The 22,132-nt window shown below is 58.8% G+C and carries 22 protein-coding genes; 15 read left to right on the plus strand and 7 right to left on the minus strand.

The window, feature by feature from the left end:
• Nucleotides 1-41 precede the first annotated feature (41 nt).
• The 7 genes from ACWUI2_RS08970 to ACWUI2_RS09000 all read left to right on the plus strand — a co-directional run bounded on the left by ACWUI2_RS08970 (nucleotide 42) and on the right by ACWUI2_RS09000 (nucleotide 9,508).
• Nucleotides 42-593 carry a PH domain-containing protein gene (locus ACWUI2_RS08970; RefSeq protein ID WP_486982514.1) on the plus strand — a complete coding sequence of 184 codons (552 nt, stop codon included), beginning with the start codon at nucleotides 42-44 and terminating at the stop codon, nucleotides 591-593.
• On the plus strand, nucleotides 577-2,172 hold the full coding sequence (locus ACWUI2_RS08975) for a PH domain-containing protein (RefSeq protein WP_486982515.1): 1,596 nt from the start codon (nucleotides 577-579) through the stop codon (nucleotides 2,170-2,172). The genes ACWUI2_RS08970 and ACWUI2_RS08975 overlap by 17 nt, the downstream gene beginning before the upstream one ends.
• A gap of 124 nt (nucleotides 2,173-2,296) precedes the next feature.
• Complete coding sequence (locus ACWUI2_RS08980) at nucleotides 2,297-4,873, plus strand: circularly permuted type 2 ATP-grasp protein (RefSeq protein ID WP_486982516.1); 2,577 nt, start codon at nucleotides 2,297-2,299, stop codon at nucleotides 4,871-4,873.
• A 26-nt stretch (nucleotides 4,874-4,899) separates the two neighbouring features.
• On the plus strand, nucleotides 4,900-5,814 hold the full coding sequence (locus ACWUI2_RS08985) for a transglutaminase family protein (RefSeq protein ID WP_486982517.1): 915 nt from the start codon (nucleotides 4,900-4,902) through the stop codon (nucleotides 5,812-5,814).
• Complete coding sequence (locus tag ACWUI2_RS08990; protein ID WP_486982518.1) at nucleotides 5,811-6,695, plus strand: transglutaminase family protein; 885 nt, start codon at nucleotides 5,811-5,813, stop codon at nucleotides 6,693-6,695. The genes ACWUI2_RS08985 and ACWUI2_RS08990 overlap by 4 nt, the downstream gene beginning before the upstream one ends.
• Before the next feature lie 268 nt (nucleotides 6,696-6,963).
• Nucleotides 6,964-8,460 (plus strand): circularly permuted type 2 ATP-grasp protein, encoded by a 1,497-nt coding sequence (locus tag ACWUI2_RS08995; RefSeq protein WP_486982519.1) that lies wholly within the window; start codon nucleotides 6,964-6,966, stop codon nucleotides 8,458-8,460.
• A 67-nt stretch (nucleotides 8,461-8,527) separates the two neighbouring features.
• Nucleotides 8,528-9,508, plus strand: coding sequence for an alpha-E domain-containing protein (locus tag ACWUI2_RS09000; RefSeq protein WP_486982520.1), 981 nt, complete (start codon nucleotides 8,528-8,530; stop codon nucleotides 9,506-9,508).
• Nucleotides 9,509-9,587: 79 nt separating this feature from the next.
• Here ACWUI2_RS09000 and ACWUI2_RS09005 read toward each other — a convergent pair whose 3' ends face one another.
• The 3 genes from ACWUI2_RS09005 to ACWUI2_RS09015 all read right to left on the minus strand — a co-directional run bounded on the left by ACWUI2_RS09005 (nucleotide 9,588) and on the right by ACWUI2_RS09015 (nucleotide 10,912).
• Nucleotides 9,588-10,034 carry a tetratricopeptide repeat protein gene (locus tag ACWUI2_RS09005; protein WP_486982521.1) on the minus strand — a complete coding sequence of 149 codons (447 nt, stop codon included), beginning with the start codon at nucleotides 10,032-10,034 and terminating at the stop codon, nucleotides 9,588-9,590.
• Between the two features lie 541 nt (nucleotides 10,035-10,575).
• Complete coding sequence (locus ACWUI2_RS09010) at nucleotides 10,576-10,731, minus strand: hypothetical protein (RefSeq protein WP_486982522.1); 156 nt, start codon at nucleotides 10,729-10,731, stop codon at nucleotides 10,576-10,578.
• The gene (locus tag ACWUI2_RS09015) at nucleotides 10,706-10,912 is read right to left on the minus strand and encodes a hypothetical protein (RefSeq protein WP_486982523.1); all 207 of its coding nucleotides are present in this window, start codon (nucleotides 10,910-10,912) and stop codon (nucleotides 10,706-10,708) included. Before ACWUI2_RS09015 ends, ACWUI2_RS09010 begins: the two co-directional genes overlap by 26 nt.
• A 75-nt stretch (nucleotides 10,913-10,987) precedes the next feature.
• Between ACWUI2_RS09015 and ACWUI2_RS09020 the strand changes: the two genes are divergently transcribed.
• The 6 genes from ACWUI2_RS09020 (at nucleotide 10,988) to ACWUI2_RS09045 (ending at nucleotide 15,485) form a co-directional block, all read left to right on the plus strand.
• On the plus strand, nucleotides 10,988-11,497 hold the full coding sequence (locus tag ACWUI2_RS09020; protein WP_486982524.1) for a hypothetical protein: 510 nt from the start codon (nucleotides 10,988-10,990) through the stop codon (nucleotides 11,495-11,497).
• On the plus strand, nucleotides 11,478-12,326 hold the full coding sequence (locus ACWUI2_RS09025; protein ID WP_486982525.1) for a type II TA system antitoxin MqsA family protein: 849 nt from the start codon (nucleotides 11,478-11,480) through the stop codon (nucleotides 12,324-12,326). The genes ACWUI2_RS09020 and ACWUI2_RS09025 overlap by 20 nt, the downstream gene beginning before the upstream one ends.
• Nucleotides 12,304-12,717, plus strand: a complete 414-nt coding sequence (locus tag ACWUI2_RS09030) for a hypothetical protein (RefSeq protein ID WP_486982526.1) — start codon at nucleotides 12,304-12,306, stop codon at nucleotides 12,715-12,717. The genes ACWUI2_RS09025 and ACWUI2_RS09030 overlap by 23 nt, the downstream gene beginning before the upstream one ends.
• 576 nt (nucleotides 12,718-13,293) lie before the next feature.
• The gene (locus ACWUI2_RS09035) at nucleotides 13,294-14,409 is read left to right on the plus strand and encodes a hypothetical protein (RefSeq protein WP_486982527.1); all 1,116 of its coding nucleotides are present in this window, start codon (nucleotides 13,294-13,296) and stop codon (nucleotides 14,407-14,409) included.
• Nucleotides 14,393-14,908 carry an McrC family protein gene (locus tag ACWUI2_RS09040; RefSeq protein ID WP_486982528.1) on the plus strand — a complete coding sequence of 172 codons (516 nt, stop codon included), beginning with the start codon at nucleotides 14,393-14,395 and terminating at the stop codon, nucleotides 14,906-14,908. The genes ACWUI2_RS09035 and ACWUI2_RS09040 overlap by 17 nt, the downstream gene beginning before the upstream one ends.
• Nucleotides 14,895-15,485, plus strand: coding sequence for a hypothetical protein (locus ACWUI2_RS09045; protein WP_486982529.1), 591 nt, complete (start codon nucleotides 14,895-14,897; stop codon nucleotides 15,483-15,485). Before ACWUI2_RS09040 ends, ACWUI2_RS09045 begins: the two co-directional genes overlap by 14 nt.
• 643 nt (nucleotides 15,486-16,128) lie before the next feature.
• On the opposite strand, the gene ACWUI2_RS09050 is transcribed toward ACWUI2_RS09045, so the two are convergent.
• Nucleotides 16,129-17,346 carry a tetratricopeptide repeat protein gene (locus ACWUI2_RS09050; RefSeq protein WP_486982530.1) on the minus strand — a complete coding sequence of 406 codons (1,218 nt, stop codon included), beginning with the start codon at nucleotides 17,344-17,346 and terminating at the stop codon, nucleotides 16,129-16,131.
• Between the two features lie 266 nt (nucleotides 17,347-17,612).
• On the opposite strand from ACWUI2_RS09050, the gene ACWUI2_RS09055 reads away from it, so the two are divergent.
• Entirely contained in the window at nucleotides 17,613-17,804 is a 192-nt protein-coding gene (locus ACWUI2_RS09055) for an addiction module protein (RefSeq protein ID WP_486982531.1), read from the plus strand.
• A gap of 208 nt (nucleotides 17,805-18,012) precedes the next feature.
• The gene (locus ACWUI2_RS09060; protein ID WP_486982532.1) at nucleotides 18,013-18,189 is read left to right on the plus strand and encodes a hypothetical protein; all 177 of its coding nucleotides are present in this window, start codon (nucleotides 18,013-18,015) and stop codon (nucleotides 18,187-18,189) included.
• Between the two features lie 10 nt (nucleotides 18,190-18,199).
• Here ACWUI2_RS09060 and ACWUI2_RS09065 read toward each other — a convergent pair whose 3' ends face one another.
• The 3 genes from ACWUI2_RS09065 to ACWUI2_RS09075 all read right to left on the minus strand — a co-directional run bounded on the left by ACWUI2_RS09065 (nucleotide 18,200) and on the right by ACWUI2_RS09075 (nucleotide 22,125).
• Nucleotides 18,200-18,682: a cupin domain-containing protein gene (locus ACWUI2_RS09065; RefSeq protein WP_486982533.1), complete on the minus strand. Its 483-nt coding sequence runs from the start codon at nucleotides 18,680-18,682 to the stop codon at nucleotides 18,200-18,202.
• A gap of 76 nt (nucleotides 18,683-18,758) precedes the next feature.
• Entirely contained in the window at nucleotides 18,759-20,540 is a 1,782-nt protein-coding gene (locus tag ACWUI2_RS09070) for an SBBP repeat-containing protein (protein WP_486982534.1), read from the minus strand.
• 520 nt (nucleotides 20,541-21,060) lie between these two features.
• Nucleotides 21,061-22,125, minus strand: coding sequence for a 2-oxoacid:ferredoxin oxidoreductase subunit beta (locus ACWUI2_RS09075; protein WP_486982535.1), 1,065 nt, complete (start codon nucleotides 22,123-22,125; stop codon nucleotides 21,061-21,063).
• Nucleotides 22,126-22,132 lie beyond the last annotated feature (7 nt).

Genomic DNA, 22,132 nt, shown 5'->3' on the forward strand with positions numbered 1-22,132 from the left:
GCATTCCGGGGATCGGGGCGTCATGATGGTCTCTCTGTCTCATGGAAGATAACTTATCGCAATCGCCACCCCCCATACCGGTTTCCGTCGAATCCGTGGCGGACGGGGAATTTCATCATGTCGACCCGAACTCGATTCCGCTCGGGCGGATCAATATGGCGATCGGGTCGGCGGTGATGATTGTCATCGCCTTTTTCGCGTTGATGTTTTTCCAGTTCGGGGCGGACGTCGGGCGGACTCCGCGACTGGTGGCGTTCGGGTTGTGGTTGGGTTTGTTTCCGGTGTTGGGTATCTATTCATGGGTTTGGCCGAAGGTAAGTTACCGGCGGATTTTTTATTGTTTGAAGGAAGATTGCCTGATCATTCGGGGCGGGGTGTTTTGGAAAATGGAGACGATCGTGCCGAAGACGCGGATTCAGCACACCGACATTTCGCAAGGACCGTTGCAACGCGGTTACGGGGTGTCGGATCTGGTCGTGCATACGGCGGGGACTCGTTTTGCGCTGGTCACCTTGAACGGACTTTCCCAGGAACTCGCGCCCAAGTTGCGGGATCATTTGCTCGACCGGAAGACCGATGATCGAGTCGCCTGAATCCAACCCGATTCCGGCGGTTCCGGAGGAGGCGCCATGGCGGCGGCAACATCCGGTCGCCTGTCTGTTCCATATCGCCGGAGCGGTCCGCAGGCTGTTGTTTCCGATCATCGCCGGGGCGATCGCGGCGCGGGGTCCTTTTCTGTATTTTTTCCTCGGGACGATGCTCTCGGTATCGATCGGGTTGGCCCTGATCCGCTACTTCCGATATCGCTATCGGTTTACCGCCGAAGAGTTGGTGGTCGAGCAAGGCTGGTTGTATCGAAACGTTCGGCACATCGCGTATGAGAAGGTGCAGAACATCAACATTCTGAGGAATCCGGCCCACCGGCTTTTCGGCGTGAGCGGCATGCAGTTGGAGTCGGCGAGTGGAAGCGAGGCGGAGGCGGTGATGGAGGCGCTGGCGCAGCGCGAAATCGATGAATTGCACGATCGGGTGGAGCGGGCCAAGGGCGAGACGGCGATTGTCGAAAGTCGTGTCGAAAGCATTGGGAGCGACGGAGAAAGCGAGGAGGGGGCGGAGGACGCGGAGAAGGCGGTGGAGAAACCGGTTCGGGAAGAGCGGCGACGGATTCTGCGTCTTGGTCTGGGGGAATTGATCCGGCACGGGCTCGTCTCGAATCGAGGGATGGTCCTGGTGGCGGCCTTGCTCGGATTCTTCTTTCAAGGACGGATCGCGGAGCAAATGTTGCCGGTATTGCTCGGGTGGATCGACCGGTTCACCCGCCGGGCTCCGACCGAGATCATCGAAGGGCTGGGCCCGTTCGGGTGGTTCGGGATCGGGGTGGGGATCTTTTTGGTCATTCTCTCGGTCCTGGCGCTGTTGTCGGTGGTGTATTCAATTATTCGTTACTATGGTTACACGTTGAGCGTCGACTCAAAGCAGGTGCGGGCGGAGTATGGATTGTTCACCCGGGTGGCGATCACCATTCCGAAACACCGGATTCAATTGATCGGATTCCGGGCGAATCCGCTCCATCGGTTGTGTCGCCGGGTTTCGCTGAAAGTGGAGACGGCTGGTTTGTCCGGGACCGAGGAGAACCCCGCGAGTTTGCGCTGGCTGGCCCCGATCCTGCCGGAACGGGAAGCGGCCCGGGTGTTGCGCGAAGTGCAACCGGAAGTCGAGTGGGAGGAACTCGAGTGGCGTTCGCTCCATCCGAGGACCTGGAAGCGGATGTTCCGGGTGCGGCTGATCGCGCTCGCTTTGGCTGGACTCTTTTTAACGTGGACCGGCGGCACGTTGGCGTTGGCGGTATTGGTTTTCGTGCCGGTGGCGTTCGGGTATGCCCGTGGGTATTTCCGGTATGCCGGATGGGCGGTCACTCCGACGGCGGTCGCCTTTCGCAGCGGTTGGTTGGTGAAGCGGCAGAGCGTGGTCCGCCATTCGCGGATTCAAGTCGTTTCGATGACTCGGAATCCGTTCGACCGCCGCTGGGGAATGGCGGCGGTGACCGCCGACACCGCCGGTTCGGACCCCGCCGGTCACTCGATCCGGATCCGCTTCATGGAAGAAACCGCCGCCCGCGAATTGACCGATCTGCTGGAAGAAAAGACCCGGACGACGAAGTTCGTCTGGTAGGGAGATTAAGACCCGTTGACCATGATAAAGGCTAGATGAGGGGGCGTTTGGTTGGCGCTTCCCGGGCAATGTCGCGGAAAATTAACCTCGAAGCGTTGCCGGGAGATCCCTACCGTATGGAGGCTTGGAAGCGAAGGATGGTAATATTTCCAGGCAAACGGGACGCGAGCCGGCGAAACGCCCGGGCGTCGGGGCGACTTTTGCGCCGTTTCGCACCTACCCGCGAAGCCGATCTGATGAAGCGATTGCTGAAGGCGGCGCGACTTTGCCGGACTACGACCCGGTCGTCGAGGCCCTGAAAAAATCCCCGCCCTCGGAGTTGCGCCGAAAACAGGCGCGCCTCGATCGAGCCGCCTCCGAGATGGGACTGGATCCCACCGTATCGTCCGAAAAGCGACGCGAATCCCCCTGGCGGCTCGACCTCTTTCCACGCCTGTTTTCCAGCGGGGAATGGGAAATCCTGGCGCAGGGGATACTGCAGCGTGCCCAGGCGCTCAATCATTACGTGGCCGACGTTCACGGAGAGCAACGGATTCTCCGGGAACGAATGATCCCATGCGACGTGGTCCTGCGGGATCCGCAGTTCCACCGCCAGTTTAGCGGGATCCCGCCGACCGCGAGCGGTCCCTGTGTCTTTGGCGCTTTCGACCTCGTGCGCACGGCCGACGGAGAATGGCTGGTCACCGACCATCATCTCGGGACCACCTACGGTGTCTCCTACGTGCTGCAGAACCGGAGAATGCTCGCGCAGTTTTTCCCCGAATTGTTTGAAACCATGCCGGTGGCGCCGGTCGCCTCTTTCAGCACCCTTCTCCTGGAAGCGCTGCGCGGCCAGTCGAACAAGCCGAACCCGCATGTCCTTCTCCTGACGCGGGGCGACACCGGGCCAATCGCGTTCGAGGACGGTTTTCTGGCGCGGCACATGGGGATCTCGATGGCGCACCCGGGCGATCTGCTGGTGCGGGACCGGGCTGTCTTTCTCAAAACGATTCATGGTCTGGAAAGGGTCGACACGATCTTTCGGCGAATCGATTCCTCGACAGTCGACCCTGTCTCGGTGCCACACCCCGCCTTTTCCGGCGTGCCCGGTCTCGTCAACGTGGTGCGCGACGGCAATGTGGCCATGGCCAACGGGCTCGGCGCGAGCGTGGCCGACAACCGGGCCATCCTGCGCTACATGGATCGGATTATCGGGTTTTACCTCGGCGAAAGATCCATCCTGAAAACAGTGAAGACCTATGACCTCGCCGACCGCAACCAGCGCGATTTCGCTATCGCCTCCCTCGATCGGATGCGATTGCTTCCCCTGCACGGTCCCCCCGCCGGAGATCCGGGCCGTCGCAGGCGTCAGGTCGAACAGGAAGCACGCCGTCATCCGGAACGGTTTGTTGCGCAGGACACAGGCCCTCTTTCGACTCTTCCGGCCTGGAAAACCAAGGGGGGATTTGCCCCGGTCGAGACATCTCTGCGGGTTTTCTTCATCCTGGGCAGCCAGCCGGCGGTAATGCCTGGCGGTCTCACCCGCATCATCCGCGCAGAGGAGGGGAGGGAGGGATACGGACTCCTGGCCCGCGGGTTGAAGGATACCTGGATCCCTGTCACCGCCGCGACGCCGCGCGCCACTCGCCCGTCGGGCGGATCGGCGGAACGGTTCTCTCTCGGCAGCCGAATGGCCGAGGCATTGTATTGGTCCGGTCGATACCTGGAACGGGCGGAGAGCACAGCCCGCCATCTTCACATCCTGGAAAACCTGCGCTGGGATCAACTCGGACGGGCGGAACAACGCAGCTATTGGCCACTCCTTCAGGCGATCGCGACCGCCACCGGTCAAACCAGCCTCGCCGACCGGCGGCAACCTCCCGGCGAAACCCTGACCATTTCATCCGGCCTGCTCCTCGATGCTGAAGAGCCAGCCTCAGTCCATGCCTGCCTCCTGGCCGCGCGACGAAATCTGGAGAGCGTTCGCGACACCGTCAGCCCGGAATGCTGGCAGGCGCTCGAAGAAATGACCACCCGCCTTCGTCACGCAGCCCGCCGCCCAAAGGACCGAATCCTCGTGCGCGATGCGAGCTTCGCCGCTGTCAATGATATCGCCCGCTTCAATGGTCTGTTGCACCGCACGATGAGTCATGACGACGGCTGGCATTTCTATCAGGCCGGTCTCGCGCTGGAACGGGCAGAGGGCGGTCTTGCCCTCCTTTCCTTCGCGCTTCCGCGAGTCGTCGAAACCTTTCGCTCCGCCGGACAGGAAAGCGCCGACCTGACCGCCCTGCTACGCATTTTCGCCTCCCTCGATGCCTACCGCCGTCAATATCGCTCCCGCGCTTACCTCGACCGCGTCGCGGCGTTGTTGCTGGTCAACCCAACCAATCCCGGCTCCCTTCATTTTTCCCTTACCTCCCTTCATACCGCTCTGGCCCGGGTCACTCGCCCCGCTTCTCCCGGGGAACAGGTGCTGCGCGACCTGACCGGATTGATCGCGGAAGTGGAAACCCTTCCTCTGGGAGAACTACTCCCGCCTACCGTCCCGGGCCTCGATGCGGGTGAGGGCGAAATCGGACCTGAGCTCTCTCCGGATCGGTTGGGCGAAGTGACCGGCGTTCTGACAAAGCAAATCCAGTTGTTGCACGAACAGATCGAGGACATTTTTTTCAGTCACCAACACATGTTTGCCAGGGAGGCCACTTTGTTCGATCTTTGAAATTCCTCCTTCGCTCCCGAACACCCATGCGTTTCCGGATCTCTCATACAACCCGTTACGAATACTCTTCTCCGGCCTCGGAATCATTCGCCGAGCTGCGTATTTGGCCGCGCAATACCCACACCCAGCGCGTGCTCCATCGGGAATTGCGTATCAACCCGGCAACCCGGGTTGACCATTACGTCGATTACTTCGGCAATTTCGTGGAATATTTCTCGATCCCTTTTCGACACCATGCGGTCGACGTGACCGCGATCGCCGAGGTGGAAACAACCGCGTTCGCGATCCCGGAACCTGTGCTCAGCCTCACTTTTGCCGAGGCTCGTCAGCTCTACCGGGAAGACATGAACCGGCTCTTCGATTTCCTCCAGCCCTCCGCGCTGACCCCGTTGGACGAAGTCGCCCGCTTGCGATGCAGCTTTTTCCGGGAGGCCGACCCCGTGGGAAAATCACTTCTGGAATTAAACCGGTGGATCTACGATACGTTCGATTACGTCCCGGGGGTAACCGAGATCACCACTCCGCTGCGGGACGTCCTCCGAAAGAAACGAGGCGTTTGCCAGGACTTTGCCCACCTCATGCTGGCCATTCTGAGACGGGCCGGTCTTCCCGCCCGTTATGTCAGCGGATACATCGAGCCGTTCGATCCTGCCGGCCAAACTCCTGGTCTCGTGGGCGCCGCCGCCAGCCACGCCTGGGTTGAGGTGTATCTCCCCGTCGGATACTGGTGGGGCCTCGATCCGACAAACAACCAGGCCGCGGGGGAACGTCATGTGGTCGTGGCGACCGGGCGCGACTACACCGATGTGGCGCCGATGCGGGGAACCTACAAGGGCGCCCTCGACCAACGCCTCCAGGTCATGGTTTCGGTCGAACGGGGCGCGGGCGACGCGGCGGCTTGCCTCCCGTCGCCAGGGACGTTATCCGATAACAAACGATGAAACTTTTTATTCGGCACCGAACCCGCTACCGCTACGACCAGATCGTTCGTTTCAGCGATCATCTTCTCTTCCTTCGCCCCCTGGAAACAGCTCTGCTCACCGTGGAATCGATGACTGTGGAGACAATCCCCGCTTCCGCGTCCCGCCGATGGGTCAGAGATGTTTTCAACAACGTCGTCCTCGCGATCGATTTCGGCGCCCAGGAAAGCGACCTCCTCGAGTTCGACTGCCGGATCCGCCTCGCCAGTCATGAGGGGAATCCTTTCGACTTCCTTCTCGCCGAGCACGCCACCTCCTTTCCCTTCCATTACCAGCCCGGCGACCGCATCGTTCTGGCGCCCTATATCGATACTCCCGTCCCCGGCTCGACCGGGGTCGCGGAATGGATCCGGCAGTTGACGCCGGAGCTGGAGGGAGGAGGTGAAACCGTCGGCCTCCTCTGGGCGATCAATCACCGGATCGGCCAGACCATCGCCTACCAGCGCCGTGACGAGGAGGGGGTGCAAACACCGGAAGAGACGATTCGCCTCGCCCGTGGCTCTTGCCGCGATATGGCCCTGCTCTTCATCGCAATCTGCCGCACCCTCGGTCTGGCGGCTCGTTTCGTCAGCGGTTATCACTACGATCCGCCCGCGGCCCCCGGCGAAATCAGGATCAACCGCGCCCAAGGCTCCATGCATGCCTGGGCGGAGGTTTATCTTCCCGGAGCCGGATGGAAAGGATTCGACCCGACCAATGGCATCCTCGCCGATCGCCATTTCATCCCCACCGCGGTCGGCCTCGACCCGGCCGCCGTTGCTCCCTTGCAAGGTGACTTCATCGGTCCCGCCTCCACGTCGTCCCGGCTCGAGGTCCGCCTCGAAATCAGCGAGATCCCCTGAGCAGGATGGAAACATCCGGCGTCGCCGTTCCCGTAGCGAATCTCCCCCGGAGATTCGACCGTAGCGGATCTTCCCCGAAGATTCGATCCACACCGAGGACAACATCGCTGCATTCCGCTCCGCCAAAGGAGACGTAAGAAGGAATCAGCACCTGGCTCAAATGTGCCCACGTTTGTCCAGCCGGGAATTGAGTTTTGACTATTTCTGCACTTCTCAGGCATAATAGCTTCGTTCGGCACCAAACCTGCTGAATCCTTTCTTCGTGGCCATGTCGACATCTTCGCCCAATCTCTTCGAAAACTATGGAATCGATGGATTCTTCGACGAAATGTTTGCGACGGACGGATCGGTCCGACCCCATTACCGGAAACTCCACCAGCGTCTGCTCGAACTGACTCCCGACGAGCTGATGGGCAAATGCGAAGTGGCGGCGCAATCCTTTCTCCGCCGCGGCGTCACCTTCACCGTCTACAACAACAACGAAGGAACCGAACGGATTTTCCCCTTCGACTGCCTGCCCCGGATCATCCCCGCCGAGGAATGGAGACGCCTGGAGGAAGGGCTGGCCCAACGGATAGTCGCGCTGAACCATTTCCTCGCGGATATCTACGGTCCACAAAAGATCCTTAAGGAAAAGATCATTCCGCGGGAGATGGTCGAATCCTGCAAATTCTTCCGCCGGGAGCTCGTCGGGTGCCCTATGCCGCGCAACCTTTATGTCCACTTGAACGGGTGCGATCTCATCCGCTCCCCGGATGGCGCCTACCAGGTTCTGGAAGATAACCTACGCTCCCCTTCCGGGGTCTCTTATGTGCTGGAGAACCGGCAGACGATGAAACGGGTTTTCCCCAACCTCATCCGCCATTACTCCGTCAGTCCAGTAGAACAATACTGCCAGCATCTGCTCGAGATGCTCACGCACCTCTCACCGCGCCAGGTCGAGGAACCGACGGTCGTCCTGCTCACGCCGGGCTCGTTTAATTCCGCCTACTTCGAGCATGCCTTTCTCGCCCGCCAGATGGGGATCCAAATCGTCCAGGGATCCGACCTGATCGTCATGAATGAAAAGGTCTACATCAAAACGGTGCGAGGCCTCGCCCAGGTCGATGTCATCTATCGCCGCATCGATGACGACTTTCTCGATCCCCTCGTCTTTCGTTCCGATTCCATGCTGGGAGTTCCCGGCCTTTTCGAAGCATTCAGCAAGGGCAATGTCGCCCTCTCCAATCCGATCGGAACAGGGGTCGCCGACGACAAAGCCGTCTATGCCTACGTCCCGGAGATGATACGTTTTTATCTTCAGGAGGATCCCAAACTCGCCAACATCGAAACCTATCAGGCCATCAATCCGGAAGAACGCTCCCACATTCTCGCCAACCTCGACAAGCTGGTGGTGAAAAGCGTCAACGAGGCCGGCGGCTACGGCATGCTGATCGGGCCGCATGCGAGCCAGGAGGAAATCGAGAGCTTCCGAAACATGATTCAGAAAAACCCGCGCAACTTCATCGCGCAACCCACCATCTCCCTTTCCCGCAGCCCCACCGTCTGCGACAACCGTATCGAAGGCCGCCACGTCGATCTGCGTCCCTACGTCATCAACGGCGACCGTGTCCGGATCGTCCCCGGCGGCCTGACCCGCGTCGCGCTGCGCAAAGGATCGCTGGTCGTGAACTCGAGCCAGGGCGGAGGAAGCAAAGACACGTGGGTTCTGACCGATCGGCAGCGCCCCGCCCAGGAAGAACAACCGGAAACCATTATCGTATGAATACGGATTTCGCCCAGTTCCAGTCCCGGCGCTCCGAACCTTTTCCCAACGGAGGGAGGGAGTAACCATGCTCTGCCGAGTCGCCGATCACCTCTTTTGGCTTTCCCGCTACGCCGAACGGGCCGAATGCACCGCCCGCCTGCTCGACGTCAACAGCAGCCTCATGCTCGATATCGCGGGTGTCGTCGAAATGGAACCGCCCGACGCATGGCTTCCGATCGTTCGCGTGTTCGGAGGCGAAGACCTCTTCCGGTCCCGCTACCCCCAGGCCGATGAGCCAAATGTGATCGAGTTCATGATCTTCGACCGGATCAATCCGAGCTCCATCGTCTCCTCGATCTCCCACGCGAGGGAAAACGCCCGCTCCGGACGCGAGCAAATCTCCTCCGAGATGTGGGAACAGATCAACCGCACCTACCTCCGCATCCACCGCGCCTCCTACGAAGACTACCAGCGAATCGGCGGAAACGAATACCTGAACCGGCTCAAAGCCTCCATCCACCTCTTCTTCGGCGCCACCGAATCCGCCATGCCCCGTTCGACCGGCTGGAACTTCTTTCGCCTCGGACAATACCTCGAACGGGCCGACAACATGGCCCGCCTCATCGAAGCCAAAAGCGTCACCCTTCTCCACGAGGACAGACGCGTCACCCCCGTGACCGACCTCGTGCAATGGATCGCCGTTCTCCGTTCCTCCTCCGCCTTTGAAGCCTTCCGGCGCAGCAAACGAGGACAGATCACCGGCCAACGCGTCCTCGAATACCTTCTGCTCGACCTTGAATTCCCCAAAAGTATCCACTTTTGCATTATTCAGGCCGAACTGGCCCTGCGCGAGATCTGCGCCGGCCAGGACACGACCTCCGGCAACTCAGTCATCCGGGCGCTCGGCAAACTCCGCGCCGAACTCGACTACACGATCATCGACGAAATCCTCGAACGAAACCTCCGCGACTACGCCGTCGGCCTCCAGGACTCAATCGCCCGCATCGGAACCCTCATCGAAGAAACCTTCATCTCCTACCCCATAGAACGCGCCCGCCTCCTTTAAGACCGCCCTGGAGTGCGGCAATCATTGTCTTTCCTTTGTCTTTTTGCTGGCTCCGGCGTCTGGAGATCTCCGCGGCGCGTCAATCGAACCGCCCGTCGTTGACGATCTTAATCAGTCCGCTCGGTTTCCCGGGGTTGTTTTCATCCACGCCTTCAAGAAGTCTTAAGTTGTGCTGCGCCGGTTGATACATAGGGTCCAGCTTCAGGGCTTTCTCGAGCGATTCGCGCGCTTCTCTGATGCGGTCCAATTGGATGAGGCAGGTTCCCATGTTGCCATAGGCTTGGTGGCTGCGGGGATTGATCCGCGCCGATTCCCGCAGGTCGGTCAGCGCTTCCTCCCACTTCCCTTCCTTCATTTTGGCGAACGCCCGATCAAAAAGAGCTCCTCCGGCGAGATAGGTCTCCAGATCTATGTCGAAGTCATCTCGCGCCATTTTCGTAACAATGCCGATCAGATTCCGCGCTGAGTCGATGAATTCATCGTCCGGATCGGCTAGTTCCAAAGCCTTTTGGAGAGCGCGAGTCATGGGGACGAACTGGATGAGCTTTTGATGGCAGATTCCTTTGTTGTACCAAGCTTCAGCCATGTCCGGACTCAGCCGGACCGCATTGTTGAAAAAGAGAGGGCGGCCCGATGATCGTCGCGCAAAGCGGCAATCGCGGCGTTTTTCTCTGCGACGGCGTAGGCCTCGGGAAGACTTTCCGTCGGACCGGAGTCCGCATTCACAAAGCCACCACCTCGATCATCAACGGTCTCTTGAGGCAGGGCACCCTTGAGAAGGCGCGAGGGACCTGGATCCGGAACCCCCCGGCCTCTCCCCGTCCAACCCCGGAGCGTCCAGCCAGCAGCGAGGAGATCCCTGTTGAAGCCTTGCTCGCATGCGTTCGTGATGTATTCGCGGATGGGGAACCGCGCGACCGGGCCGATGCCATCGCAGCCTTGGCCAGAGCCCTTCAGGTAGGCAGAAGCCACGCCACCGAAATCCGTTTGGATGGCCCTGAGGACGGCGGTCCGGCGTGGCGTCCTGGACAACTGGGGAGGGCGCCTGTGCCTGCTCACGAGAAACATCAATGATCACCGAGCCAACCTTTTTGCAAAAGCAATTCCTCGCCGCCATCGGACGCGGTCCAACCAATCGGGCCGAAGCGATCCAAAGATTCGCCCGCCACCTTGGCTTTCAGCGCACGGGCCGCCAGATCAAAACAAGTTGGCAACACCGTCATCCGGATCTTGATAAGCCACAAAAGGCTTCTTTCCCACGGAGATGCTCTCCGCCGCCGTCAATTTGGCTTGAGTGGTTGCAGGCAAGCGACCAAGAATATGCAGCTTGCCCGATGGCGCTGGCCAAACGCCCCAGTGATAACCCGGATGAAGCGCCACACCTTGCTTGAGTGTGCTGTTCATGGCGGTGGAAACCAAGTTGACACTTTTTTTAAAAGTTTCGTAAGTTTTTTGTAATGAATAAGAAGAGAATCATTTATGCTCATTGCTTGGTCTTTCTTGGCAAAATTCCCCTTGCCGAGCTTTCTTCCTTCGTATCATATGATACCTTATGGACGTGATGAGATGGCGACACACCAAGAACGACCTGGCTCCCGTGAACTTTGGAACAAGCCCCGAGACGCTTTGCAAGGGCTCCGCGCCGGTAACCGCTGGCCGATTCGCAAGCACCTGACACAAGCCTTCGAGTTTTTGGACATTGCCACAGAGAGGGAACTCTGGGAGGCGGTGGAAAAGCTACTGGAAGAACTTATCGAGAAAGACCCGGTCCAGCACTACGCCGGAAGCCGACCTCCCCAACTCAGCTATGAACCGGAGATTAAGAACTGTGAACTGTGGGCATACGCCTGGGATAGCGACCTTCTCGGCACAAAAGTCTATCTGAAGTTTGCGGTTAAGAAAAAAACGCACAAGAATCCGACCGATTTGAAGATGGAAGAAACGATTTCCTTCTTTTTCGTGGACTGCCATGAAGACCAACCAGAATAGCAACAATCTGCCACCCTCCTGTCCTTCGTGCGATGCCGAAGGAGATATTTGGCAGAAAGCCAAAATGAATGTTACTGAGGAGCTTCGAGGCGAAAAATTCGAAGTCGAGGCCATCCTGACCAGATGCAAGAAATGTAGCTTTGAAATAATGGCGGAAGGTGATGCTGAAGGTTTAGTGAGAGCCGTTCGCGTCGCCTACCAACGCAAGCATAATCTACTTACTGCTGATGAAATCATAGAGCGCCGCAAGGCACTTAAGATGACCCAAGAGGCATTCGCCAAACACATAGGCGTTGGTGTGGCGAGCGTGAAACGCTGGGAGCAAGGACTGATCCAGGACAGAAGCAGCGACGAATTGATTCGGAAAAAGACAGACGATCCTGCATTTTCAGCCGAAGCCGTGGCGCTTCTTGAGAAGATGCTATTTAGCACAATGACTGCTGAAACTCGCCAGGAGCTTCATGAAATTGTAGTGCACCTGGTGAAGAGCCACGGTAAGATTCCGATGACCGAATGGTGGGGCGGCGCATTGGCATGGCCGTCGCCGGTAAGAAGCAGAATTTTAAGCGTAGCGCTGTTGAACGAAAGTTTTTCAGATGACGTGTGCCGATCCCCTGAGGTGGTTATGCACGACACGAATGTTTGGATGGCGGAAATTCCCTCCGCAAGCTGGCATATGGAGCCGCACTTCGTGGACGACCCGTTAGGAGTGCCATTCAGTGGGCCGCCGCAAAGGCAACAAGGCCGAACCCGTCTTGCCGGTGGAGGCCGTCTTACAACGTGTCAAATCAATATAGAGGAAGAGGATGCACTCGCCGCTACAGCTTAGACGATCATTTTTTCGCGAAGTAACCATTACCGTTCGCGATCAGGGAACATTCGAAGCCGAAGCCGAGTTTACTCCAAGAGTAGTATGCGGCGTCGACAAAGATAACCAGCGGTTCTGGAGGATTGAGATGTGGCTGACAATCGATTCGTCGGACCAGAAACCATTCGCCTATGCGGGCCGGGTCTGTGCAGTAGGGTTTTTTGAAGTACACCCGGAGTATCCCGAGGAACAGATTGCGAGGATGGTCCACGTAAACGGAACATCCATGCTCTATGGGAGTATTCGAGAGATGATTCTGATGGTGACAGCGCGATCCGAGAAAGGGGAGCTGATGCTTCCTGCTGCGGACTTTCGCGGTTTCGGTAAGAATATCGAGTCAGCGAGGAGCTGAATCGCGCTCCTGCGGCCTCAAGCTGGCGCTGTGCGCGCCGACGACTGGATGTAGTGAAGCAGGAGGGAGAGAGGAGGCGGGTGATATTGGTGTCACCGGTCATTGTGCCTGCCAGTCAGCTGTTTCCAAAGCTCCATGACGGTGGTCCCCTCGGCGTTTGCCCAATGAGTCGGGCCACGAACGGAAATTGCTTTCATATCGGCTGCCTGCTTTAGCAGATTGCTCGCCAGAGCACTCATTGAATAAAAGCGGCCATTGAACTTAAGCTCTCCGCTGGGAACCGTGGCCTTGAACTCTCGAAGTGCTCTTCCACTATAATCCACTAAAGTAAGTTCTTCCCCCTCGCGGAGTAACCCTGTTGAAACGAGGCTCCTCAGGTCTGCTCTCGGAGCCTTGCGACGACGCCGAGAGCGGATCAGGGGTCGAAACTCGTCTCACACACTAAGCTCGTCATCATCTCGGGCTTGCCAAAAACCAGGCGCGCTATTGCTATAGAGATCCCATTGGTTCATCGGCGGCTGCTGGCCAGTTTGCCGAATTGTAAGACTGAATTCGCTCCCCACTTGGAAAGAAGCCATGTTCACTTGGATCCCAATTTACGAGGAAGCCGCAAAACGGCTAGTTGCATACGAAGACCGCAACCGGGAGCTGGTCGATTTGATCGCCCAGATGAAGGCCCGGGGTCTGAAGACCACTAAGATCGCCGACCAAGGGCCGGACGATTCCACTTTTGATCTCAAGGAGATCGATCCGTTCACCTTTCTCGCCAACTTCAACCGTGGGACGACGGTGGCGAATCGGCGGGAGTTGTGGGCGGTGCTCAAGGAGGAGTGGAAATTGGCCTCCGGTCTTCCGGACGACTTTCACGGAATACCGAACGCAAATGCCCAGAACTCCTGGTTCATGCCGTATGCGAAGCTCCGGTCTCCCGAGCACGTCCCGCTGCTCTGGAAGTTTTTTCGCCACATTATGGCGGCTGAGCCGACCGACCTCGACACGAACCTGATGAACCAGTGCCTGCGTCTGCCTAACGTCGGAATGGCGATGCTCACGATGGGGATGTTCTGGGCCTGTCCACGTAGGTGGATTGCCACAGATGGGAAAAACCTCGCGTTTGCGGAAAATAAAGGCCTCTCGGCCAAAGTCAAAAATGCCCGCGACTATGTGGAATGGCTCCCGAAGATTCGTGCTGCCATCGATGGCGATGCTATCGAATTTTCCCACCAGGCGCATCTTTGGGCCACGCATCCAACAGGTGGCTACGGATCTCCGTTTGACAAGCTCTTCCCGGATCGCCAGCCGGATCCGGTGCTGGATTATTTTGCAAGGGTTATAGGGGTGCTGCGTGAGGAGGCAGAGAATCCTCACGAGCTCCTTGCGATCAGCCTCCGGAAACGCTCCGGCCGAATGTTACAGATCAGGCTCAACATCTGGATGTGGCCTGCTGCCGCAATCATGGCAAAGCCGTCCCAGCGCTTAATCGAATTTCTCCTTCCTTCCGATCATCCGGAAACGGTTCGCTACAGAGAGCAGGCGCGAGGGGAGGGGCAGGAGGTGCCCGAAGGTTTTGCGGAGCTGGTAGAGGGGGTGCGATACTCCCTGTGTTATTTGGAGGAGGCTGAGTTCTTTGATCGCCTCGACGAACTGTGGCCGGCAATGGAGAAGGCTTTGAGGCATGGCCAAGGTCTTTGAAGACTTTGTGCGAAACTTTGCGGGTCGCCGGCTTTCAGGCGCCGCTGTCTCTGCAATGCACATCGACTGGAGCGCGGCCGATGATGGAGGCGGAGCTGCCCTGCTGCTTCCGAGAATGATCACCGATGTGACAATCGTCTGGCTCGACCGAAAGCTAATCCTCGATTGTAAATACTACCAGGAGGCGCTCGTTTCTCGCTACGACGCCCTCCGATTCCGGTCTGGCCACCTTTACCAACTCCACGCCTACCTCACGAACAAAGCCGTCGAGGCCGGCTGGGAACACGTGGAAGGGATGCTGCTCTACCCAACAAATGGTTACCAGTTCGATCACTCTTTCACCCTCCACAATCGGCACAGTATTCGCATTGCGACCATCGATCTTCAGCAGCCTTGGCGGCAGATCGAAGAAAGCCTAATCGGCTTATTTGCCTCAGGTGTGCAGGAAGGGAAAGCCATTGCCTCGACTCCGGAATCCCCATCCCATGTTCCAGCCTGAAGTGAAACTTGAGTTCATTCGCCGGTATTGCTCACCAGCCGCCGGCTGGGTCGTGATGATGGACATTGACCCGTCTGAGGAAGGTCGGACCGGTGGCGCGCGCCGCTCTGAGGAGGCAAAGCAGCGGCAAAAGGAGATGGTCCTCAGCGCACAGCGAGTGCGAGAGACAGCGGCCGAACTGGGTGTCGAGATCGTTGGCAATCGGGCTCAATGGTTTGCCGACAACGGTTTTCCCAGCGTTCTCGGTGATCGCGACATTGTCGCGTTTCATCCAGAGAAAAGGACTCTCTTGATCGTGGAGGTGGAAGGCGCCTCCTCAGGCCAACCCGAGCAGAAACTCTATAAGGCGATTGGGCAAATCGTCCTCGCACTGGGAAAGCCCATTCCCAACGGATGGACCAGATACTTTGTCCTGGCGGTTCACGGTGACGCAATCGCTCGTCATTTGAAAGACGCACACGCCTTGGCGCAGTTTGGTGTTTCGGGAATCTCGCTGGCAGAAGAGCGGGAGCACGATGTTTGGGCGTTTGGCGGGAATCCACAATTTATACAATCCTCACATGCGCGGTCGAAATAACAGGAGCCGACGGGGGGGCTATGAGTTGCCTTTGGGACTTCGACTGCTCTTCGCCGGGATCACTATGATGGTGGTGCCCTCGGCATTTGAAGGGCTGGGGTCACCGGCACCGTCAACACCCGCTCCCGCTTCTCAAGGTGGTTGGTTTTGAATCGTTCCTTAGTGGTGGGGTTTAACCGACCGCTGACAGGCTTAACGTCGTTCTGCTCGATCATGGAGTCGTTACTGGAAAGTGGATTCGATGCCCGGAAAAGTCGCTTGCGGAGGTCGAAGAGTCGCTTGTTTGAGGAAGAAAGTGGCTGTTGCCCCGCGAAAAGCCGGCGCTTTCCCGAGAAACCTCACTGCTTCGCTCCAGAAAGTCCGTCCGCCGACGGAAAACGCGGGTGTTTCAGGGACAAAAACGGGTGAGATGGGCTGAAATGTGGCTTGCGTGGGTGCAAAAGCGGATGTTTGCCACGAACAAGCGGATGCTTCGATGGAAAAGGTCGATGTCGCGGGAGAAGAAGCTTCAGGCGGGCTGCGGCCGAAGGCAGTTCGCGGAAAAATTTTTTGGTCGTCGTAACCGATGGTTAATGGACTCGAACCGGCATTGACCGAGGTGGTCGCATCGCCGGCTCCGGCGTCTGGAGATCTTCGCGGCGCGTCAATCGAACCGCCCGTCGTTGACGATCTTAATCAGTCCGCTCGGTTTCCCGGGGTTGTTTTCATCCACGCCTTCAAGAAGTCTTAAGTTGTGCTGCGCCGGTTGATACGTAGGGTCCAGCTTCAGGGCTTTCTCGAGCGATTCGCGCGCTTCTCTGATGCGGTCCAATTGGATGAGGCAGGTTCCCATGTTGCCAAAGGCTTGGTGGCTGCGGGGATTGATCCGCGCCGATTCCCGCAGATCGGTCAGCGCTTCCTCCCACTTCCCTTCCTTCATTTTGGCGAACGCCCGATCAAAAAAAGCTCCTCCGGCGAGATAGGTCTCCAGATCTATGTCGAAGTCATCTCGCGCCATTTTCGTAACAATGCCGATCAGATTCCGCGCTGAGTCGATGAATTCATCGTCCGGATCGGCTAGTTCCAAAGCCTTTTGGAGAGCGCGAGTCATGGGGACGAACTGGATGAGCTTTTGATGGCAGATTCCTTTGTTGTACCAAGCTTCAGCCATGTCCGGACTCAGCCGGACCGCTTCGTTGAAATAAGGCAGGGCGGCTCTGTGGTCGTCGCGCAACGCCGCAATCGCGCCCAGGGCGAAATGAACGACGCCGGAGTCAGGGTGTTTTTCGAGCAAATCTTTTAGACTGGTTTCGGCCGTATCGAGGCGACCCTCTTGGGCCTCCTGCAAGAGGTCATTTACGCGCTCGGTTAGGGTATCTTCTTCAAGGAGCGGCACCAGGCAGTTGAAGTGCTCTTCGCCGCATCGAGCCGTCAGATGACGAATGATCCGCTTTGTCGTTTCCGGTGATTCCTCGTTTGACGCGATGTAGAACGGCTTGCCGTCATGGCCGAAAACGAAGGTTTCGTCGCAGTCCGCCCCCGAGACTCCATCGAAAACGCGCGCCGCTTTTTTGAAATCGCGGTGGGGCTTGAATCCCAATTGGCGGGCATAATCGACCGCCCCTTCCACGAATTTGCGCCCCCAGGCACCGTCCTTTTCCACCAAGTTCTCTCCGAAGAGGCGTTTTTTCATTTTCGGAAGTTCGGCCTCGTCGATTACCTCGTGCCACGCATCCGTCACGCCCAGGCAGAAGCGGTCCACGAGAAAGCATCCTACTTCGAGCTGGGCCGATCCACGACGGCGGAAGACGGCGACGACCCCGGTGCCGGAGGAGGCGCAGGCGAGCGACGAATGGGCGAGGGTGAAATGCTTCGGCTTCATCGGGGAATTCAGATCCGTTTAGTTCACCGGATCAAGAAGATCCTTGGTGAAATTCTCAACTCATCCGGGGGAAAACCATGACAGCATTCGGGAGATCGCGGGATCGAATGGGCTAAAATCCGCGAACGTCTGATCTCCGAGGACCGGGATGCCCGAGGACCGGCCATCCGTCGACGCCAGGAGGACAAAGGAGGCATCTGCCGAGATAAATTGAAACCCGCCCAGACCCGCCCTACCGTTTCCTGTTATGAGCATCGCTGAGCTAAATGAAACTTCCGCTGAACGAGAAACTTCAGATCATCGAAGTTCTTTGGGAAGATCTGCGCAACCAGGAGGAAGCCGTCCCGGTGCCCGAGTGGCACAGAAAGCTTCTGGACGAACGGCTCAAGGCCGTCGAGGAAGGGCGCGAGGAAATCCTCGAGTGGGATGACATCAAGCACGATCTTCGCGCCCGTTGACCATGCGAATACGGCTTCTCGCATCGGCTCGCCAGGATCTTGAGGAGGGAATTGATTTTTACGAACGCCAGCAAGCCGGATTGGGCGACTATTTCATCAAAGGGGACCGGCGTGGTTCGCGTTGCCACCAAAGACGATCTCATTTGGCTGAAGAATCAACGAGGCTCAACTATCGATCAGGCCGACATCGAAGCACTGAAGAGAACAGATGAAGAATAGATCGATCGACAAAGTCCTCCGCGAGCTCGGCGAACTTTACGAGTTCCAAAAGGAGATCGCGCGGTTTCAGTTGCGCAAACCGAACCGCCCGAATCATTCTGCCGGGAACCAGCCGCGAAAAAGGGTCACCGCCCGGAAGAGTGCCTCCAGGCATTCGAATCCATAAACGTGGTGGGTCATAACTTCGGGAAGGTCAGGCCGAAGCGTTGGCAGAGGGTGGGGATGCTGGGGAAGTCCATGTCGAGGTGGTATTTTTGGCTAATGCGGGCGAAGGCCGCCGTGTCGCCCCAGGCGGCGGAGACTTCGCGGAAGAAGTCTTCGAAGCCGGCGGGTGAGATGATTTCGATGATTTCGCACGGTTCGTCGCCGGCGTTCCAGAAGGTGTGCCATTGGTGGCGGGGCTTGTAGACCCACGTTCCCGGTCCGGCGGTGACCACTTCCTCGCCGAGTAAGGCACCGAGCCGGCCTTTGAGGACAAAGGAATATTCATCCTCGTTGTGGTGATAGTGCAGGGGAGCGGCGAGGGCGCGGGGGGCGATCGGGTGGTGGACGACGGAAAAGCGGTCGCCGGTCTCGGGGCCGTCGATTTTCCATTGGACGGCAAGGCCGCCGAAGTCGAAGAATTCTTTTTGGTTGGGGGCGATGATCGTCGGTTTCATGAATGGTTTGATTTTGAGGGTGGCAAAAAAAAGCGGAGCCGGGAAGGCTCCGCCGTCTTCGGACGCTTCGGCTGGATTACTGCCGAATCGTGATCGTGTCGCTGCCTTCGAAGGCCGTTCCGTCGAGAAGGGCTCCGCTGACCACTATCTCCACGATGGCGTTGCGGGTCAAACCGTCGAGTTCGAGAGTGTCGACCAAGGCGCTGATATTGAAGCGCATCAGGAGGTTATCCTGTTCATAAGAATGGGCGGCGGGGGGAAGGATGCCGCCAATGCCGTCCGCCCGCCAAATCGAAACCGTGGAGAGATCGATCGATGAAACGTCGAGATCGGCGGAACCGAGAATGGCGGTCGGCAGGACGCCATTGGCTCGGCGGGAGATCGGGTTGACATCCGAACCGGGGCGAATCACGAAATCGATGATCAGGTCGTCGTCGGTCGGGATCGGGTCGGGGGCGAGTTGGAGTTTGGCGAGGAAACTGTCGGATCCGCCGGAGTGGACGAGCGCCAGGTCGTCGAAGGCGATGGCTCCCTGGAACCATCCACCGGCGTAGAGGTTGCCGACCGCATCGGTGCCGAGTCCGCCGACGATCATGTAGCTGGTGCCGGGGACATGGATGGCCCAGTCGGGGGTGCCGTCGAGGTCGAAGCGGGCGACGTAGAAGTCTTCGAAGCCGGTGCTGGAGAGGATGTCTTCACCGATGGTGACGGTTCCCGCGAACGAGCCGGCTACGTAGATGTTGCCCTCGGGGTCGACGCTCAAACCATCGCCGCGGAAGTATCCGGTTCCCGGGTTTTTCCGGGCCCAGTCGAGTTGGCCATCGGTTGTGTAACGGGCGAGAAAGAAATCTTCGTTGAACGAGCCACCTGCCCAGTCGCTGGTCAGGGTGGTTCCCTGGAAGTTGGCGGTGCCGGTGAAGACGCCGGAAACGACCGGATTGCCGGCGGGATCGAGGGCGAGACGGGTGATCAGGTCATTGCCGGAGCCACCGCCGCGGACGGCCCAGTTCCAAGTGTGGGTGGCGGGATCGAAGCTGGCGACGAAGGCGTCCTGTCCTCCGGCCGAGGAGAGAAGGTGGCTGCCGAAGGAGGCGTTGCCGTTGAAATGTCCGGCGACGAAGATCTGTCCGTCAGCATTGACCGCGATGGCCCGTCCGGCCTCGGCTTCGGCCCCGAATGAACTGGAGCCGGCGCGGGCGGCCCATTGGATCGAGCCGGACGGGTCGTAGGCGGCCACGAAAATGTCGGATCCGCCCGGGCTGCTTAAGGAGATTCCTCCGAAATTGGCCGTGCTGGAAAACATCCCGGTGATGTGTGGATTGCCGGCGGAGTCGACGGCGACGCCGTAGCCGCGGTCGAGGCCATTGCCTCCGGCGGATCGAACCCAGAGGAGTTGTCCGGCGGAGCTGTATTTGGCCAGGAAAAGATTGTCGTTTCCGCTGCCGTTCACGGAGTCAGTGGATCCGAAGTTGGCACTTCCCTGGAATACGCCGGTGACGTAGACGTTGCCGTCGGCATCGGTGGCAATTCCGTGGCCGGCGTCGGCGCCCCAGCCTCCGGCCTGGTTGGCCCAAAGAACATTTCCTTGGGGATCGACCTTCGCGATGAAGATGTCGGTGGGGCCGATGGATCCGAGGGTGATTGCGCCGAGGTCGACCGAACCGGCGAACAGGCCGGTTACATAGGAGTTTCCCGCGGGGTCGACGTGAACGTCGTGGGTGAGAAGGCCGCCGAAGGATCCACCGAAGTGGTTCGCCCAACTCCACTCCGCGGCATGGATCGGGGCGGGGGAAGAAGCGAGGGAGGCAAGGGTGAGGAGGCCGGTGGCCAGGGAGAGGATTCTCGTTCGAGTTATCATTGTTCGTTTGGATCTTGGTTTTGGACTGATTGGGAAATCCGTAGGGGCAGCGCGGATAAACCGGTGGTTTGTCGCGTCCATCCTTTGCGGGAGTGGGATAAAGGTGACACGTAAGATAGTGTAATTCAAGTGATTACGATCGCGGAAGGGTAAAACAAACGTAAAAATGGGCGGGGTCGGGAGGGGGGACGATGGTCATCCGGCGAAGGGAAGGGCGGAACCGCGTTGCGGTTCGTGATTTTCGCGGGCCGAACCCAGGGTAGGCCTCATTGCATTCGGCTCAACCCTGGGCTGAAGGGCGAAAGCCCGTCGGGCTAAAAGCCGGCTCCGAAGAGTGTTCGTGATCGAACCTCCAACGGAGAGGCCCGTAGCATCGGCTTTTCAGCCGATGAAAAGACGGACAGGACGGAGCGAAGCGGAGATGGCGTAGCAATGTCCGTCCTCCTTTGGGCGGAAGGGTAGCATCGGCTTTTCAGCCGATGAAAGACGGACAAGAAGGTCCGTCCTCTTGGGGATTCCTTTAACGGATCTCCCAGGTGGCGTCGCCTTGGAGGAGTTTGTCGAGGTCGCCGGGGCCGGAGCGTTCGGTGGCGCGGGCGAGTTGGTCGTGGACCATCACTTCCAGGCAAGTGCGCTCGATGGCGTAGAGGACGCCGAAGGGACGGGGGAGGCCGTCCTCCGCGTTGGGATCGCCGAAGAAGCGGGCGAGTAGGCTCGCTTTGAAGAGATCCTTTTCGTCGTGTATCCAGAGATCGGATTCGGAGAGTCCTTCGGTGTCGAGATCGACTACCCGGGGGCGGCCGCAACCATCGATGCGGATGCCTTTGCGGCGGCTTTCACCGAAGAGGAGCGGTTGGCCGTGTTCCACCATGATGGCGCTGTCGCTTTTGGTGGCGCGGTCGGTGAAGGTAAGGAAGGCGCCGTCGTTGAAGACATTGCAATTCTGATACACCTCGAGGAGTGAAGTTCCCTTGTGGGCGTGAGCCCGGCGGATCATCTCTTGTTGGTGGACGGGGTCGCGGTCGAGGGAGCGGGCGACGAAGGTGGCGTCGGCCCCGAGGGCGAGGGCGGCCGGGTTGAACGGGTGTTCGACCGACCCCATCGGACTCGATTTGGTCACTTTGCCGAGGGGGGAGGTGGGGGAGAATTGTCCCTTGGTCAACCCGTAGATCTGGTTGTTGAACAGGATCAGGTTGATGTCAGGGTTCTTCCGAAGGGTGTGGATGAAGTGGTTCCCCCCGATGGAGAGGGAGTCGCCGTCGCCGCTGATCACCCAGACGCTGAGCTCCGGGCGGGTGATCTTCAATCCGGTGGCGACCGCGGTGGCCCGGCCGTGGATGGAATGCATCCCGTAGGTCGCCATGTAGTAGGGGAAGCGGGAGGAGCAGCCGATGCCGGAGACGAAGACGATGTTTTCCTTCTGGAGGCCGAACTCGGGCAGGACTTTTTGGACCTGTTTGAGGATCGAGTAGTCGCCGCAACCGGGACACCAACGGATGTCCTGGTCGGAGACGAGGTCCTGGCTGGTGAAGGAGCCGGGAGCGGGCGTGGCGTCTTTTTTGGTCAGAGTGTCGCTTTGTGACATGGCGCGG

The sequence above is a fragment of the Verruconatronum alginivorum genome, from assembly GCF_056590205.1.

What these genes read in the sequence shown, in the direction of transcription:
- ACWUI2_RS08970 (WP_486982514.1), top strand. Translation starts at nt 42, where the DNA reads ATGGAAGATAACTTATCGCAATCGCCACCCCCCATACCGGTTTCCGTC.
- ACWUI2_RS08975 (WP_486982515.1), top strand. Translation starts at nt 577, where the DNA reads ATGATCGAGTCGCCTGAATCCAACCCGATTCCGGCGGTTCCGGAGGAG.
- ACWUI2_RS08985 (WP_486982517.1), top strand. Translation starts at nt 4,900, where the DNA reads ATGCGTTTCCGGATCTCTCATACAACCCGTTACGAATACTCTTCTCCG.
- ACWUI2_RS08990 (WP_486982518.1), top strand. Translation starts at nt 5,811, where the DNA reads ATGAAACTTTTTATTCGGCACCGAACCCGCTACCGCTACGACCAGATC.
- ACWUI2_RS08995 (WP_486982519.1), top strand. Translation starts at nt 6,964, where the DNA reads ATGTCGACATCTTCGCCCAATCTCTTCGAAAACTATGGAATCGATGGA.
- ACWUI2_RS09000 (WP_486982520.1), top strand. Translation starts at nt 8,528, where the DNA reads ATGCTCTGCCGAGTCGCCGATCACCTCTTTTGGCTTTCCCGCTACGCC.
- ACWUI2_RS09005 (WP_486982521.1), bottom strand. Translation starts at nt 10,034, where the DNA reads ATGACTCGCGCTCTCCAAAAGGCTTTGGAACTAGCCGATCCGGACGAT.
- ACWUI2_RS09010 (WP_486982522.1), bottom strand. Translation starts at nt 10,731, where the DNA reads ATGACGGTGTTGCCAACTTGTTTTGATCTGGCGGCCCGTGCGCTGAAA.
- ACWUI2_RS09015 (WP_486982523.1), bottom strand. Translation starts at nt 10,912, where the DNA reads ATGAACAGCACACTCAAGCAAGGTGTGGCGCTTCATCCGGGTTATCAC.
- ACWUI2_RS09020 (WP_486982524.1), top strand. Translation starts at nt 10,988, where the DNA reads ATGCTCATTGCTTGGTCTTTCTTGGCAAAATTCCCCTTGCCGAGCTTT.
- ACWUI2_RS09025 (WP_486982525.1), top strand. Translation starts at nt 11,478, where the DNA reads ATGAAGACCAACCAGAATAGCAACAATCTGCCACCCTCCTGTCCTTCG.
- ACWUI2_RS09030 (WP_486982526.1), top strand. Translation starts at nt 12,304, where the DNA reads ATGCACTCGCCGCTACAGCTTAGACGATCATTTTTTCGCGAAGTAACC.
- ACWUI2_RS09035 (WP_486982527.1), top strand. Translation starts at nt 13,294, where the DNA reads ATGTTCACTTGGATCCCAATTTACGAGGAAGCCGCAAAACGGCTAGTT.
- ACWUI2_RS09040 (WP_486982528.1), top strand. Translation starts at nt 14,393, where the DNA reads ATGGCCAAGGTCTTTGAAGACTTTGTGCGAAACTTTGCGGGTCGCCGG.
- ACWUI2_RS09045 (WP_486982529.1), top strand. Translation starts at nt 14,895, where the DNA reads ATGTTCCAGCCTGAAGTGAAACTTGAGTTCATTCGCCGGTATTGCTCA.
- ACWUI2_RS09050 (WP_486982530.1), bottom strand. Translation starts at nt 17,346, where the DNA reads ATGAAGCCGAAGCATTTCACCCTCGCCCATTCGTCGCTCGCCTGCGCC.
- ACWUI2_RS09055 (WP_486982531.1), top strand. Translation starts at nt 17,613, where the DNA reads ATGAAACTTCCGCTGAACGAGAAACTTCAGATCATCGAAGTTCTTTGG.
- ACWUI2_RS09060 (WP_486982532.1), top strand. Translation starts at nt 18,013, where the DNA reads ATGAAGAATAGATCGATCGACAAAGTCCTCCGCGAGCTCGGCGAACTT.
- ACWUI2_RS09065 (WP_486982533.1), bottom strand. Translation starts at nt 18,682, where the DNA reads ATGAAACCGACGATCATCGCCCCCAACCAAAAAGAATTCTTCGACTTC.
- ACWUI2_RS09070 (WP_486982534.1), bottom strand. Translation starts at nt 20,540, where the DNA reads ATGATAACTCGAACGAGAATCCTCTCCCTGGCCACCGGCCTCCTCACC.
- ACWUI2_RS09075 (WP_486982535.1), bottom strand. Translation starts at nt 22,125, where the DNA reads ATGTCACAAAGCGACACTCTGACCAAAAAAGACGCCACGCCCGCTCCC.